Below are 15,064 nucleotides of genomic sequence, written 5' to 3' on the forward strand. Positions count from 1 at the left end.
AGACAAAAAAGGGACACGCAAGGGGAGTTTCACGCGTTGTTCCGCCCGGGTTCACGGTGCGTGAAATCGAACCGTGATCCGCGTTTTCAGTTCCACTCCACCGCGACCCCGGCCAGCCCCGGCCCGGCGTCGCTGAAGAACGCGCTGCTCACCCCGCCCATGTCGCACGCCAGCTCCTCCGCCACCACCGGCAGGGCGTCGTCGCGCGCGCGGACCTGGCGGGTGCAGCGGGCCGGCAACGCGTTGCGGTCGAACCGCAGCTGGACCAGGTAGCTCGCGCACCGGTCGCGCAGCATCCGGTAGTAGCCCGGTGACGCCGAGCCGGAGTCGTCGCGGACCTCGAAGCAGAACACGTGGATGTCGCCCTCGGCGAGCTTGCGGTCGAACAGCAGCTCGGTCGCCATCGTGTCGGCGTCCGGGTTGCGGCGCATCCGCCCGACGCGGCAGCCCTCGTCGGTGATCAGCTCGACGTCGTCGATGCGGCAGCCCGGGTCGCCGTTGTACACCGTCAGGTACCGGTCCGGCCCGTGCCGCCGCGCCCGCGTCACCAAGCGCGTGCGCAGGCTGACCTGGCGGTGTTCCGCGTCGAACGTGATGGTGTCGTGCACCGACAGCAGTTCGAGGTCGGCGTTGTAGTGGTTCGACGACGGGTACGCGCCGAGCTCGGCGAGCAGGTCCTCCACGATCGAGCCCATGTCGCCGGAGCGCAGGTCGTGGAACGACGCCGCCGGCTGGTGGCCGCGCCGGACCAGGCGTGGCCCGATCAGCACCACGAGGGCGTCCGCGGGCAGCTGGAGGACCGATTCCAGGGCCCGGACCGCCGGCAGCGCCTTCGGCACCTCGGGCTGGCGGAGCCCGCGCTGCCAGTAGCTCAGCGTGGACTGTCCGATTTGGACGCCGCGCAGCGCCAGGTGCGCGCGCAGCCGGGCGAGCGAGAGGCCGCGGTAGGCGATCGCCAGTCTCAGCGCGTGGTGGAACTCGCCGGTGCGGAGCGCCTCGGTCAGCTCTTTCGGCAACTCGGCGACCGATGCCCGGGTCGTGCGGGCGCCATCGATGATCAGTGGGAGGTTCCCGTCTTGTGCCACCGCTCGTCCCTTCACCCGACCAGTGTGTGCGCTGGGCGTGAACACCGCGGAACGTTCACGTTAGCAGCGTAGAGTGCCCCCGCCGACCCCCGTTCAGGGTGGTTGGCCACGTAATGGTGGCTGTTCCGCGTTCCGGCTGTCCCCCGGAACGGTCCGTTCCGCCGGATGGCGTTCTTGCTCCGGGTGACCACGTTGTTCACCGTTGTGACCACCGCTGGTTCGCCCACGTTCGAGCAGGAGGCCGTCCGTGCTGGTGAAGTCGAGCCAGGTTCACGCCGTACTGGCTCTGAGCCTGATGATGTGCCTGGTCGCGCCGGTCACCGCCGGAGCCGCGCCCGGAGTGCCTTCGACCTACCGCAACCAGATCGTGATGCAGGCGCAGCAGAAGAACCAGTGGTGCTGGGCCGGCGCGGGCAACACCATCGCCGCCTACCACGGGGCCACCTCGAGCCAGCAGGAGTTCTGCCGGCTCGCGCACGGCGAGTCCGGCCAGGACTGCGCCAACCTCCCCGGCACGCTCGCCGACCCGCAGCGCGCCTTCGCCCGGCTCGGGTTCCGCTCGCCGGGCCGCTACCTCGAGCGCCCGATCACCTACGCGGCGATCCGGGCCCAGACCGCGGCCGGCCGGCCGCTCGAGACCCGGGTCGGCTTCCGCTCGGGTGGCGGGCACTCGCACGTCGTCTACGGCTACGACACCGGCGGCGACTGGGTGTTCTGGGGCGATCCGGGACCGGCCAAGCGCTACAACTGGTCGACCTACGGCTTCTACACGCGCAATTCGTCGTTCTCCTGGACGCACACGCTCACCGGGATCGCCCGATGAGCAGGCGAGTGGTGGTCCTCGCCGTGCTGACCGGCGCGGCGCTGCTGATGACGGCACCGGTGTCAGGCGCGGCCCAGTCCGCCGGCATCAGCAGCGCCGACGCCGCGGCCGCGCACACCGCGGCCGCGAACCTCCAGGACACCCTGGTCCGGTTCTTCGCGCAGGCCCCGGATTCGAGGGGCCCGGTCACGGTGCGGGTCGCGCCGGACGCCTACCCCGTCTACGAGCTGTCGGCGGACTTCGTCACGGGCAAGCCGGGCGCGGCGCCCGGTGACTTCGCCTACTTCGCCGTCCCCGCCCAGGCTTCGGACGGCCGGACCGCGACGCTCTGGTCGGTGCGCGGCGACGACGGCGCCTGGCAGGTGGGCAACATCGCTTCGGGCGACGTCGAAGGCGCGTACGCCCGGCAGCTGCCCGCGGGGGCCCAGCTCCTGCACGAACCCCAGGTCGACGCCTGGTACGCGGTGCGGGACGGCCGGCTCACCCCGCTGGACGGCGGGACCGCGGTCACCGTCGCCGACTACCAGCGGACCGTCGGCGCGCGCTACGCGGACAAGCTGCCCGGCTCGGCCTACGCCCGCAACGGCGAGGCAGGCGGCTACGACGCCACGTCCCAGGTGATGCCCCGCGGCGACGGCGGCCCGGCGGCGCCGAGCCACGACACCGGCTGGGTGCCGCTGCTGATCCTCGTCGGCGTGCTCGCGGTCAGCGGCGCCGGCTACGTCTTCCACCTGCGGCGGCACGCCGCGTAGACGAACCGGCGGGCTCGGCGTCGATCCCCTTCCACCGAGCCCGCCGGTCAACCACCCCGCTACTGTGACGCGCGTGGGTCGATTGGTGGTCATCGAAGGGCTCGACGGCGCGGGCAAGCGCACGCTGGCCGACGGGCTGACGGCGGCGCTGGGCGCCAAGGGCGCGAGCGTGGCGTCGCTGGCGTTCCCGCGCTACGGCAAGAGCGTGCACGCCGACCTCGTGCGGGAGGCGCTGCACCGCGGGCACGGCGACCTCGCCGATTCGGTGTACGGCATGGCCGTGCTCTACGCGCTGGACCGCAGCGGCGCCGCCGACGACATCCGCGCGCTGCGGGACACCCACGACGTCGTCCTGCTCGACCGGTACGTCGCTTCCAACGCCGCGTACGCCGCCGCGCGCCTGCGCCAGGACGCGACCGGCGACGTCGTGAAGTGGGTGTACGAGCTGGAAGTCGACCGCTTCGGGCTGCCCCGCCCGGACGCGCACCTGCTGCTGCGGGTCGCGCCCGCGGTGGCGGCCGAGCGCGCCGAACGCCGTGCCGTGACCGAAACCGGCCGGGAGCGCGACGCCTTCGAAACCGACGACGGCCTCCAGCGGCGCTGCGCCGCCGTGTACGACGAGCTGGCCGCGGCGGGCTGGCTCGCGCCGTGGCACGTCCTGGACGGCGTCGCGGGTGTCGACCACGAAGCCCTCGCGACGACGCTGCTAGGCCAGTAACCGGGCCGGGTCGAACCGCGCGATCGGGTGCGCGGTGGTGCCGTCGACGACGAGATCCGCGAGGACCTCGCCGACCACCGGCGCGAATTTGAAGCCGTGGCCGGAAAACCCGCAGGCGAGCACCACTCGCTCTTCGTCCGGGTGCGGCGCCAGCACGAAGCTTTCGTCGGCGGTGTCGGTGTACATGCACGTCGCCGCGCGGAGGAACGCGCCGGGCAGCGTCGGCAGGTGCCGCTCCACGACCGTCGCGATCTCGTGGACCTCGTCGCCGGTCACCGCGCGGTCGATGCCGTCGGGGGTGCACACGCGGCCCCCGCTGTGCAACGCCACCTTGACGCCGTCCGCGGGCGCGTTGTGCGCCGGGAAACCGTAAAACGTGTAGCCGTCGCCTTCCCAGATGTAGACCGGGTGCCGCTGGTACGGCGCGACCCCGCCCGACGGCGCGAACCAGTACTGCACCTGGCGCCGCACGGTGAAGGCGACGCCGAAGTCGCGCAGCAGCTCGCCGGCCCACGCGCCGGGGCACAGCACCAGCCGGTCCGCCGTGTAGTAGTTGTGCGAGGTCCCGACGCGCACGCCGCCGGCCATGGTGCTCCAGGTGAAGACCTTCTCCTCGTGGTGCAGTTCGGCACCGCGGCGCGCGGCGAGCTGCAGGTGCGCGGCGACGCTGCCTTCGGGCGACACCAGCCCGGCGCCCGGTTCGTACAGCGCGACTTCGTCCGGCGACGGCGCCATGGTGGGGAACCGCCGCCGGACTTCCCGCGCGTCCAGGAGTTCGTGCGGGATGTCGAAGGCCTCGGCCGAAGCCAGGCTGCCGGTGATCGTGCGCGAACCGGCCGTGCCGACCATGACCCCACCGCAGCGGGTGAACAGCCGCCGCCCGCTGTCGCGTTCGAGACCGGCCCAGAGTTCGTGCGCCCGCAGCAGGAGCGGCACGTACTCGGGGCCTTCGAGGTACGCCTGGCGCGTGATGCGCGAACCGCCGTGGCTCGACCCGCGGTTGTGCACCGGCGCGAACTGGTCGATGCCCAGCACCCGCTGCCCGCGCTGCGCGAGCCGGTACGCGGCGGCGCTGCCCATGCCGCCGAGCCCGACGACGATCACGTCGTAGTGCGTCATGGCACCCTCCGAAGTTGCGTCTTCGGCAGCAACGTGCGCGGAGAACCCGCCTAGTCCCGGAAGTACCCGAGCTGCGCGGAAAGTTCCTCCGCCGCCTCGGTCATCGGGCGCACGACCTGCTTCACCCGCTGCTTCGAAAGCCGGTACGCCGGACCGGAAGCGCTCATCGCGGCGACGACATCACCGCCGGGACCGTGGATCGGCACGGCGACCGCGTGCATGCCGAGTTCCAGCTCCTCGTAGCAAGCCGCGTAGCCGTCCGCGAGCACCCGCTCCAATTCGGACAGCAGCTCTTCGGGTTCGACCGTCGTGCGCGGCGTGTACTGCTCCAGCTTCCGCTTCAGCACGCGCTTTCGCTCGGCTTCGCCCATGTACGCCAGCAGGACCTTCCCACTGGACGTCGCGTGCAGCGGGGTGCGCTGGCCGGTCCAGTTCTGGGTGGTGATCGCGGCCGAACCGCGGGCCTGGCTGATGTTGATGGCGACGCCGTCGTCCGCGATGGCGATGTTCACCGTCTCGCCCAGTTCCTCGGCGAGCGACAGGCAGCTCGCGCGGCCGAGCTTCGCCAGGTCCATGCGCCCGGTCGCGGCGCCGGCCAGCCGGACGACCCCGAACCCGATCGCGTACTTCCCGCGTTCCCCGAGCTGTTCGACGAGGCCTCTGGACTCCAGGACGCTGAGCAGCCGCGACGCCGTCGACTTGTGGACGCCCAGCTCGCCCGCGATCTCGGTGATGCCGGTTTCGCCGTGGCGGGCGAGCAGTTCCAGCACGCTGATCGCCCGGTCGACCGACTGCACCTGGCTTTGAGTTGCGTTGCCCGAGTCCTGGTTCCGCATAGCGCAACACTATCCGTTTCGTGCGTTTCCCATCGGCTGAGTGGGCGAATCCCTTGACGGACCGGCCGCCAGGCCCGATTGTTGCGCACGGGGCACGGAGTAGCGCAGTGCGCAACCTTCACGCACTGCCGCGACATCCGGCCAGCCGTTTCCCTGAACTCGCCTCGCAGGTCCGTGGAGGCCGCGCCGGAAACCCGCGCGGCCTCCACGGACCGTCCAAAGCCGCCGGTACCGGCACCCGGATGGAGCAGGGGCGGGTCGCGATCTTGATCTTTCTGGTGGTCAAACACGCGGGTCGCGCGTGCGGGCGCCGGAACTAGTGCGAATATGTGGACATGAAGGCACGTGTTCTCGTGGTCGACGACGACCCCGCACTCGCGGAGATGCTCACCATCGTGCTCCGTGGGGAGGGGTTCGACACGGCGGTGGTCGCCGACGGCTCACGCGCGCTTCCGGCGCTGCGCGAGCTGAAGCCCGACCTCGTCCTGCTCGACCTGATGCTGCCCGGGATGAACGGGATCGACGTCTGCAAGGCGATCCGCGCCGAGTCCGGGGTGCCGATCGTCATGCTCACCGCCAAGAGCGACACCGTCGACATCGTCCTCGGCCTGGAGTCGGGCGCGGACGACTACGTCGTCAAGCCGTTCAAGCCGAAGGAGCTGGTCGCGCGGGTGCGCGCCCGGATGCGCCGCACCGAGGCCGAACCCGCGGAGTCGCTGACCATCGGGGACCTGGCGATCGACGTGCCCGGCCACGAGGTCACCCGCGAGGGCAAGGCCATCCCGCTGACCCCGCTGGAGTTCGACCTGCTGGTCGCGCTCGCCCGCAAGCCGCGCCAGGTGTTCACCCGCGAGGTGCTGCTGGAGCAGGTCTGGGGCTACCGGCACGCGGCCGACACCCGGCTGGTGAACGTGCACGTCCAGCGCCTGCGGTCCAAGGTGGAGAAGGACCCGGAGCACCCCGAGGTGGTGTTGACCGTTCGCGGCGTCGGGTACAAGGCCGGCCCCCCGTGATGAGTCGATGAGCACGGAGACCGGCAGACGGCTCCCCGCGTTCGCGCGTTCGACGGCACGCCTGGTGCGGCGTGTCGTCGTTTTCGCGCGCCGCCGCGCGGTCGCGTTCAACGAGCTGTGGAAGCACTCGCTGCAGTTCCGGGTCACCGTGTCGACCCTCGCGCTGTCCTCCGCCGTGGTGTTCGTGCTGGGCATGGTCCTGCAGAACCAGATCACCGAACGGCTGCTGGACACCAAGCGCGACGCGGCGATCGCGCAGACCCGCGCCGCGGCCGAGACGGCGGCCGGCGAGCTGGTCGGTCTCGGCGGCGAGACGCGCGACGCGATGAACAACCGGCTCGAGAACGCGCTGAAGAAGATCGCGATCACGCCGACCAGCCAGGACGCGGCCGGGTCGGCGGCGGGCACGTTCGTCCCGGTGCTCGCCAGCGGCGGCCACGACCAGTCCGGCGACGAGCCGGCGTCCGCGGGCCCGTACGAGAACGTGCCGCCGCGGCTGCGCCAGTTCGTCGAGGCCGACCAGATGAGCTGGCTCGAGCACACCGTCCCGGACACCGCGGGCGGGCGCACGACGTACCTGATCGTCGGCATCCCGCTGAACACCGTGGCGAGCCCGCTGCAGCTGTACTTGCTGTTCCCGCTGACGACCGAGCAGAACACCGTCGCGACCGTGCAGAACACGCTGCTCGTCGGCGGGCTGGTGCTGCTGCTCCTGCTCGCCGGCATCACGAACCTGGTGACCCGGCAGGTGGTGCGCCCGGTCCGCCAGGCCGCCGCGGCGGCCGAGCAGTTCGCGGGCGGCGACCTCGACCAGCGGCTCGCCGTGCTCGGCGAGGACGACCTGGCGAAGCTCGCCGTGTCCTACAACGGGATGGCCGCGAGCATCCAGCGCCAGATCCGCCAGCTCGAGGAGTTCGGCGGGCTGCAGCGCCGGTTCACCTCCGACGTCTCGCACGAGCTGCGCACGCCGCTGACCACCGTCCGGATGGCCGCGGACGTGCTGCACGCGTCCCGCGAGCAGTTCCCGGCCGGGCTGGCCCGTTCGACCGAGCTGCTGGTCGACGAGCTCGACCGGTTCGAAGCGCTGCTCGGCGACCTGCTGGAGATCAGCAGGCTGGACGCCGGTGTCGAGGAGCTGGCCGCGGAGTTCATCGACGTCCGCCCGATCGCGACCCGCGCGGTCGAGCAGGTGCGGGTCATCGCCGGCAACGCGGGCAGCTCGGTCGAGCTGGTGCTGCCCGACGACGAGGTGATCGCCGAGGTCGACGCGCGGCGCGTGGAACGGATCCTGCGCAACCTGCTCGCGAACGCCGTCGACCACAGCGAAGGCCGGCCGGTCGTGCTCACCGTCGGAGCGAACGAGACGGCCGTCGCCATCACGGTCCGGGACCACGGCGTCGGCCTGCGCCCCGGTGAGGCGGACCTGGTGTTCAACCGGTTCTGGCGCGCGGACCCGTCGCGCAACCGGCGCACCGGCGGCACCGGGCTCGGCCTGGCGATCAGCCAGGAGGACGCGCGCCTGCACGGCGGCGAGCTGGACGCGTGGGGCGAGCCGGGCTACGGCGCCTGCTTCCGGCTGGTGCTGCCGCGCCGCCAGGACGTGCCGGCCGGCGACCCGCCGCTGGCGCTGCCGCCACCGGACCACGTTTCGGGTGAGGTGCCGCTCGGGATCATCGAAGTCACGCCGGCTCCCGAGGCGATCTTGGCGGAACGTGAGGAAATCGGTCAGTGAAACGGCTTCTGGTGTCCTTGCTGTGTTTTGTGTTGCTCGCCGGCTGCGCGAACGTTCCGCTGGAATCGCAGCCCGTCGTGGTGCCCGGTGAACGCCAGGGACAGGGTTCGGGGGACGTCGTGGCCGAGCCGCGGCCGGACCTCGACCCGCTGACGCTGGTCCGGGAGTTCGTCCGCGCGACGCTCAAGCCGGGCCAGAACAACGCGGCCGCCCGCGCGTACCTCGATGACGCCGGCCGGGCGAGCTGGCGGCCGAGCCGCAGCCTGACGATCATCCAGAACACCTTCGGCACGGTCTACGACACGAACCCGCAGCCCGACCCGAACACCCAGGTCGTCAACGTGCGCGGGAGCGACATCGGCACGCTGGACCAGAACAACTCGTTCGTGCCGGACTTCAGCTCGGCGCTGTTGCAGGTCAAGGTGCGCAAGCAGCCGACCGGCCAGTGGCGGATCGTCGACCCGCCGGCCGACCTGTACGCGACCGAGTCCGACTTCAGCGAGAACTACACGCCGGTCCCGGTGAGCTTCTACTCGGAGTCGTCGAACACCTTCGTCCCCGACCGGCGCTACGTCGTCGCGAAACCGCAGTCCGGGCTGCCGGGGCGGGTGATGGACCTGCTGGTCAGCGGCCCGTCGACGAGCCTTTCCGGCGCGGTGAAGAACTTCCTCGGCGAGCCGGTCGAGATCGACACGAACGTCAAGAGCCTCGACGACGGCACGCTGGTGGTGCCGCTGACCGGGCTGGCCGGGGTGTCCGACGACACCCGGAACCTGATCGCCGCGCAGATCGTCCTTTCGCTCCAGTACGTCACGTCGGCGCGGATCCGGATCCTCGCCGACGGCGCCCCGCTGGTGCCGAACCACCCGGACTGGCGCCTGAACGACCTCCCGGCGTACGGCTCGACGCTGTCGCCGAGCCTGGAGCTGCAGGGCCTGATGACGGTCGGCGGCCGCGTCCGCTCCCTCGGCGACGGCTCCCCGGTCCCCGGCCCGGCGGGCAACGGCGGCTACGACGTGGTGAGCGCGGCCCAGTCCCTCGACGGCAAGCGCCTGGCGGTGGTGGAGCGCGAAGGCGGTGGTGTCCGCCTGCGGATCGGCGACATGGGGCACGACCTGTCCCAGGTGGCCCTCGGCGGCACGACGCTGAGCCGCCCGACGTGGCGCCCCGGCACCGGCGAGGTGTGGACGGTCGTCGACCAGCTGTCGGTGGGCCGGATGGTGGTCAACCAGAACGGCGTCTGGACGGCGCTGGGCGTGAACGCGACGGACCTGAACCAGCAGGGCGAGATCTCGGAGCTCAGGTTTTCCCGCGACGGCGCCCGCGTGGCCGCGGTGATCAAGGGCGAGCTGTGGGTGGCCTCGGTGGTCGGCGTCGGCGACTCGGTTTCGCTGCGCGAGCCCCGCCACCTCCAGCCCCATGACTTGGAGGACGTGGTCGACGTCGACTGGGTCGCCCAGGACAACCTGGTGGCGGTGACGAAGTCGACTTCCCAGCCGGTGGTCCGCGTGACGGTGGACGGCCAGCGCATGGACGCGTTCAACAGCTCCAACCTGACGCCACCGGTCCACGGCGTGACGGCGGCCCCGGGCCGCCAGATCGTGGTGGCCGACATGAGCGGCCTGTGGACGGCTTCGGTACTCGGCGAGGTGTGGCGGCCGCAGGCCCACACGATGAAGGACGCGGATCCGTTCTACCCGGGCTGATTTCACTCGTGTGGGTGGCGGCTGGGTGTTCGAAACTGTCGGTGGTGGTCGTGAGACTGTCCGTGTGCTGGAGAAACTGCTTGATCTGGTGATCCCCCGCCGCTGCGCCGCTTGCGGAGCGCGCGGCGAGCCGTGCTGTGCCCGGTGCGGGAGGGTTTGGGGTGCGGTCCGGGAAGTCTGGCGGGTGCCGACGGCGGGGGTGGTGCGGGTGTTCGCCCTGGCCCGGTACTCGGGCGTGGGGCGGAGGTTGCTGATCGCGTACAAGGAGCGCGGGCGGCGGGATCTGGCGCCTTCGCTGGGGCGGGCGTTGGCGGAGGCTTTGGTGGAGCTGCCGCTCGGTCCGGCCCGCGCGGAGGTGGCGGCTTCGGCCGGGGCCGCTCGGGTCGGCCCATCGGGTTCGGTCGCTCTCCCGGCGCGGGGGTCTGCGTCCGGCGGCTTGGCTCAGCTCGCGGCTCCATCCCGCTCGATCTGCCTGGTCCCGGCCCCGAGCCGCCCCTCGGCATCGCGAGTACGCGGCGGCCCGCACATCGAGCGCCTCGCGAACGCCACCGCGCGGATCCTGGCCACCCACGGCATCGAAGCATCAGTCGCCCCCGCCCTCGAACTCGCCGGCGGCGCAAGAGACGCAGTCGGCCTCAACCGCGCCGAACGACTCGCCAACCTCTCCGGCCGCCTGAGGTTCCGCGAAGCAGGCCGCCCGCCCCCGGGTCACCCCGTCGTGGTGCTGGACGACGTGGTGACGACCGGAGCCACCGCGGCAGCGTGCGCCCGCGCGCTGGCCGCGGCCGGCGTCACGGTCTCCGCCGTCCTGACCCTGCTCTCAGCCGGGTGAAGTCCCGGCCGAAGCAGCCACCCGGCGCCTCGGAGGGGTCCATGCCCCCACCATGGCACCGCGCCGGACAAACCGCACCCCGGTCGCGGTACCGGTTCCACCGGAACGACGTCCGCACCCGGGTGAACCCACCCATCACCTACACGAGTGATGTCACCCGGGAACGCGAACGCCCCGGCGCCCGTTGTCCGGGCATGAGGGTGCCGATCACGACCACTCGGCCGCCACACCACTCCACCGGGGTGGCGGCTGTGCCGGACGAGGCCGTCACCCTCGGCGTCCACCTGGAGGAAGCGATGCGCCGTCCGTGTGAAAGCACGCTCCGTGCACCGCGTCCGACCAGCGGGTGTTTTCTGGTGTTCACTCCGCGATCACTGCGCGGGGTGACGGAGTCTCATTCCTCGACATCCCCCGGCTCGGGGGCTGTTGCAACGGGCGTGAGGAAGCTAACGTGCTCCGCTATCAGCAATCCCCGCAGGCAGGGAGGTGACGAGCCCATGTCCCTGGCGCCGGAGGTGCGCTGAGTCCGCGCTCGGGCTCCCGGCACGAGACGTCGTGAACCGTTCCCGAGTTCCTTCTCAGCCCGCGATCCGGGCTTCCGTCCCCGCAATACCGGCGCCGTGTGAAAACACAACAGCTCGCAGTCATCGAAGCGAGGGAGGTCGTGTATGGACATCGTCGTTAAGGGCCGCAACGTGGAGGTGCCCGACCACTATCGGGCGCTTGTCAGCGAAAAGCTGGCCCGGCTCGAGCGCTACGACAGGAAAGTCATCCGGTACGACGTGGAACTGTTCCACGAACCCAACCGGCGCCAGGCCAAGAGCTGCCAGCGCGTCGAAATCACCGGAAAGGGGCGAGGCCCGGCCGTGCGCGCGGAAGCGTGTGCCGCCGACTTCTACGCAGCGCTTGATTCCGCAGTCACCAAGCTGGAAAACCGGCTGCGGAGGACACACGACCGGAGGCGTGTGCACTACGGGCGCAGCCGCCCGGAATCGGTCGCCGAAGCGACCTCGACGCTGCCCGGTGGTGGATCCCCGGCCGCAGCCAGTCCCGCCGCGCGTACCGCGGTGTTGGAGGCACCCGAAGCCCTGCCGCAGACGAACGGCTTCGCGAGTGCCGAGGAGATACACCTGCCCCAGCAGCAGAGCTGGGCCGACGACGACCTCGGTCACCAGCCCGGTCGCGTCGTTCGCGAGAAGCAGCACACCGCGGAGCCCATGACGGTGGACCAGGCTCTCTACGAGATGGAGCTGGTCGGCCACGACTTCTACCTCTTCAACGACTCCGAAGCGGGCCGGCCCAGCGTGGTCTACCGGCGGAAAGGCTTCGACTACGGCGTGATCCGGCTCGGCTGAGCCGCTCCTAAGGAGGCCTTCGCGGACGGCCCGCACGCGCTCGCGTGCGGGCCCTCCGCATGTCAGGACCTACGGCGTGTGCACACGGCGGCCCCTGTTCCCTACGATGGGGTGGGAAGGTGGCGCCGAACACGGCCGCCGCCGCGGGAGAACCTGCCCGGGACCGGCCCGGGCGCGCTCATATTCAGCTAGTGAGGTCGACCGGATGGTGCTGAACCGCCTGCTCCGCGCGGGTGAGGGCAAGATGGTGAAGCGGCTGCGCAACATCGCCGATCACATCAACACCCTCGAAGACGACGTCAAGGACCTGACCGACGCCGAGCTGCGGGCCAAGACCGAGGAGTTCCGCAAGCGGAACGGCGAAGGCGAGTCCCTCGACGAGCTGCTGCCGGGGGCCTTCGCGGTCGTCCGGGAGGCGGCCAAGCGGGTGCTCGGCCAGCGGCACTTCGACGTCCAGCTGATGGGTGGCGCCGCCCTGCACCTCGGTCAGGTCGCCGAGATGAAGACCGGTGAGGGCAAGACGCTCACCTGCGTCCTCCCGGCGTACCTCAACGCCATTCCCGGCAAGGGCGTCCACGTCGTCACGACGAACGACTACCTGGCCAAGCGCGACTCGGAGTGGATGGGCCGCATCCACCGCTTCCTCGGCCTCGAGGTCGGCGTGATCCTTTCGGAGCAGCAGCCGGACGTGCGGCGCTCCCAGTACAACGCCGACATCACCTACGGCACGAACAACGAGTTCGGCTTCGACTACCTGCGCGACAACATGGCGTGGAGCCTCGACGACTGCGTGCAGCGCGGGCACAACTTCGCCATCGTCGACGAGGTCGACTCGATCCTCATCGACGAGGCCAGGACCCCGCTGATCATCTCGGGCCCGGCGGACCAGTCGTCGCGCTGGTACGTCGAGTTCGCCCGGCTCGCGCCGCTGATGCAGGGCATCGACACCACCACGATGGGCTCGCGCGAGCGCACCGAGAAGACGAACCTGATCAACTCGAAGTACCACTACGAGGTCGACCAGCGGAAGCGCACCGTCGCCGTCACCGAGAAGGGCGTCCGGTTCGTCGAGGACCAGCTCGGCATCGACAACCTGTACGAGGCCGCGAACACGCCGCTGGTCGGGTACCTGAACAACGCGCTGAAGGTGCAGGAGCTCTTCCACCGCGACAAGGACTACATCGTCCGCAACGGCGAAGTCATGATCGTCGACGAGTTCACCGGGCGCATCCTGGTCGGCCGCCGCTACAACGAGGGCATGCACCAGGCGATCGAGGCCAAGGAAAAGGTCGAGATCAAGGCCGAGAACCAGACCCTCGCGACGATCACGCTGCAGAACTACTTCCGGCTCTACGACAAGCTTTCCGGCATGACCGGTACGGCCGAGACCGAGGCGGCGGAGTTCCACCAGACCTACAAGCTGGGTGTGGTGCCGATCCCGACGAACCGGCCGATGATCCGGGTCGACCAGGCCGACCTGATCTACAAGACCGAGCAGGCCAAGTTCGAGGCCGTCGCCGAGGACATCGCCGAGCGGCACGAGAAGGGCCAGCCGGTCCTGGTCGGCACGACGAGCGTCGAGAAGTCCGAGCACCTGTCGAAGCTGCTGGTGAAGCTGAGCGTGCCGCACGAGGTGCTGAACGCGAAGCACCACGACCGCGAGGCGCTGATCGTCGCGCGCGCCGGCCAGAAGGGCGCCGTCACGGTCGCCACGAACATGGCGGGCCGCGGTACCGACATCGTGCTCGGCGGCAACCCCGACCTGATCGCCGACCAGGTGCTGCGCGAGCGCGGCCTGGACCCGGTCGAGCACTCCGAGGAGTACGAGGCCGCCTGGCCCGAGGTCCTCGAGCAGGTCAAGGCGGAGTCGAAGGCCGAGGCCGAAGAGGTCCGCGAGGCCGGTGGGCTCTACGTGCTGGGCACCGAGCGGCACGAGTCGCGCCGCATCGACAACCAGCTGCGCGGTCGTTCCGGCCGCCAGGGCGACCCGGGCGAGTCCCGCTTCTACCTTTCGCTCGGTGACGAGCTCATGCGCCGCTTCAACGCGACCATGGTCGAGCGCGTCATGACGACCATGCGGCTGCCCGACGACGTGCCGATCGAGCACAAGATGGTCTCCAAGGCCATCAAGAGCGCGCAGACCCAGGTCGAGCAGATCAACATGGAGCAGCGCAAGGACGTCCTCAAGTACGACGAGGTCATGAACGAGCAGCGCAAGGTGATCTACGCCGAGCGCCACCGCGTCCTGGCCGGGGAGAACCTGCGCGACCAGATCGAGGGCATGCTCGAGGACGTCGTCAACGCCTATGTGGACGGTGCGACGGCCAACGGCTACGCCGAGGACTGGGACCACGAGAAGCTGTGGACGGCGTTGAAGCAGCTCTACCCGGTCAGCCTCGACTGGGACGACCTGATGGAGGACGGCGACCTCGACGCGCAGGGCCTGCGCGAGGCGCTGCTGCAGGACGCGCGCAACGCCTACGACAAGCGCGAAGCGGAGATCAACGCGCTCGTCGGGCCGGACGGCATGCGCACCCTGGAGCACCAGGTGATGCTGACGGTCCTCGACCGCAAGTGGCGTGAGCACCTCTACGAGATGGACTACCTCAAGCAGGGCATCGGCATGCGGGCGCTCGCGCAGCGCGACCCGCTGATCGAGTACCAGCGCGAGGGCTTCGACATGTTCCGCGCGATGCTCGACTCGCTGAAGGAGGAGGCCGTCGGCTTCCTGTTCAACCTGCAGGTCGAGCGGGCCGAGGCGCCGCCGGCGGAGGCCGCGGCCGCCGTTCCGACGGGCGTCGGCTCGGGCAACGGCCAGGCGACCGAAGGCCGTCACGCGCGGCCGGCGCCGCCGCAGCCGCCGACGACCGACACCGAGTCCGTCCCGGCCGCGCTGCGCGGCAAGGGCCTCGGCGGCGGTGGCCGGCAGCCGGGCGTGACGCTGTCCGGCCCGGGCGAGGACGGCGAGGTCGAGTCCCACGCCGAGGGCGGCGCGCAGGCCGCGGGCGGCGGCGGGGGCACCCGCCGGGATCGCCGCGCCGCGCAGCGCGACGCGCAGAAGAAGGGCAAGAAGGGCCCGCGTCGCTGACGTGG

Annotated in this window: 12 protein-coding genes; 9 read left to right on the forward strand and 3 right to left on the reverse strand. The window is 70.8% G+C overall.

Going from position 1 to position 15,064, the window contains the following annotated elements; translation table 11 throughout:
- Positions 1-86: 86 nt before the first annotated feature.
- Complete coding sequence (locus tag EIY87_RS27145) at positions 87-1,085, reverse strand: hypothetical protein (RefSeq protein WP_003085563.1); 999 nt, start codon at positions 1,083-1,085, stop codon at positions 87-89.
- Between the two features lie 247 nt (positions 1,086-1,332).
- Here EIY87_RS27145 and EIY87_RS27150 point away from each other — a divergent pair, with 247 nt between their 5' ends.
- The 3 genes from EIY87_RS27150 to EIY87_RS27160 all read left to right on the forward strand — a co-directional run bounded on the left by EIY87_RS27150 (position 1,333) and on the right by EIY87_RS27160 (position 3,378).
- Entirely contained in the window at positions 1,333-1,908 is a 576-nt protein-coding gene (locus tag EIY87_RS27150; protein WP_125312697.1) for a papain-like cysteine protease family protein, read from the forward strand.
- Positions 1,905-2,660 (forward strand): hypothetical protein, encoded by a 756-nt coding sequence (locus tag EIY87_RS27155; protein WP_125312698.1) that lies wholly within the window; start codon positions 1,905-1,907, stop codon positions 2,658-2,660. Before EIY87_RS27150 ends, EIY87_RS27155 begins: the two co-directional genes overlap by 4 nt.
- 64 nt (positions 2,661-2,724) lie before the next feature.
- Positions 2,725-3,378, forward strand: coding sequence for a dTMP kinase (locus tag EIY87_RS27160; RefSeq protein ID WP_125312699.1), 654 nt, complete (start codon positions 2,725-2,727; stop codon positions 3,376-3,378).
- Here the strand turns inward: EIY87_RS27160 and solA are convergent.
- Together solA and EIY87_RS27170 are read right to left on the reverse strand one after the other, a co-directional pair.
- The gene (gene solA / locus EIY87_RS27165; protein WP_125312700.1) at positions 3,367-4,497 is read right to left on the reverse strand and encodes an N-methyl-L-tryptophan oxidase; all 1,131 of its coding nucleotides are present in this window, start codon (positions 4,495-4,497) and stop codon (positions 3,367-3,369) included. The genes EIY87_RS27160 and solA overlap by 12 nt on opposite strands.
- Positions 4,498-4,547: 50 nt before the next feature.
- The gene (locus tag EIY87_RS27170; RefSeq protein ID WP_125312701.1) at positions 4,548-5,333 is read right to left on the reverse strand and encodes an IclR family transcriptional regulator; all 786 of its coding nucleotides are present in this window, start codon (positions 5,331-5,333) and stop codon (positions 4,548-4,550) included.
- A 335-nt stretch (positions 5,334-5,668) separates the two neighbouring features.
- Here EIY87_RS27170 and mtrA point away from each other — a divergent pair, with 335 nt between their 5' ends.
- The 6 genes from mtrA to secA all read left to right on the forward strand — a co-directional run bounded on the left by mtrA (position 5,669) and on the right by secA (position 15,059).
- Positions 5,669-6,346, forward strand: a complete 678-nt coding sequence (gene mtrA, locus EIY87_RS27175; protein ID WP_005150760.1) for an MtrAB system response regulator MtrA — start codon at positions 5,669-5,671, stop codon at positions 6,344-6,346.
- Between the two features lie 7 nt (positions 6,347-6,353).
- Entirely contained in the window at positions 6,354-8,078 is a 1,725-nt protein-coding gene (gene mtrB / locus EIY87_RS27180) for an MtrAB system histidine kinase MtrB (RefSeq protein WP_125312702.1), read from the forward strand.
- A complete protein-coding gene (locus EIY87_RS27185) occupies positions 8,075-9,784 on the forward strand; it encodes an LpqB family beta-propeller domain-containing protein (protein ID WP_125312703.1) in 1,710 nt (569 codons plus the stop codon). The genes mtrB and EIY87_RS27185 overlap by 4 nt, the downstream gene beginning before the upstream one ends.
- A gap of 67 nt (positions 9,785-9,851) precedes the next feature.
- On the forward strand, positions 9,852-10,616 hold the full coding sequence (locus EIY87_RS27190) for a ComF family protein (RefSeq protein ID WP_225440151.1): 765 nt from the start codon (positions 9,852-9,854) through the stop codon (positions 10,614-10,616).
- 668 nt (positions 10,617-11,284) lie between these two features.
- Positions 11,285-11,971 carry a ribosome hibernation-promoting factor, HPF/YfiA family gene (hpf, locus tag EIY87_RS27195; RefSeq protein WP_125312705.1) on the forward strand — a complete coding sequence of 229 codons (687 nt, stop codon included), beginning with the start codon at positions 11,285-11,287 and terminating at the stop codon, positions 11,969-11,971.
- Positions 11,972-12,176: 205 nt separating this feature from the next.
- Positions 12,177-15,059 (forward strand): preprotein translocase subunit SecA, encoded by a 2,883-nt coding sequence (secA, locus tag EIY87_RS27200; RefSeq protein WP_125312706.1) that lies wholly within the window; start codon positions 12,177-12,179, stop codon positions 15,057-15,059.
- The last annotated feature ends 5 nt before the right edge of the window (positions 15,060-15,064 follow it).

This window comes from Amycolatopsis eburnea (genome assembly GCF_003937945.1).
Classification (GTDB): Bacteria; Actinomycetota; Actinomycetes; order Mycobacteriales; family Pseudonocardiaceae; genus Amycolatopsis; species Amycolatopsis eburnea.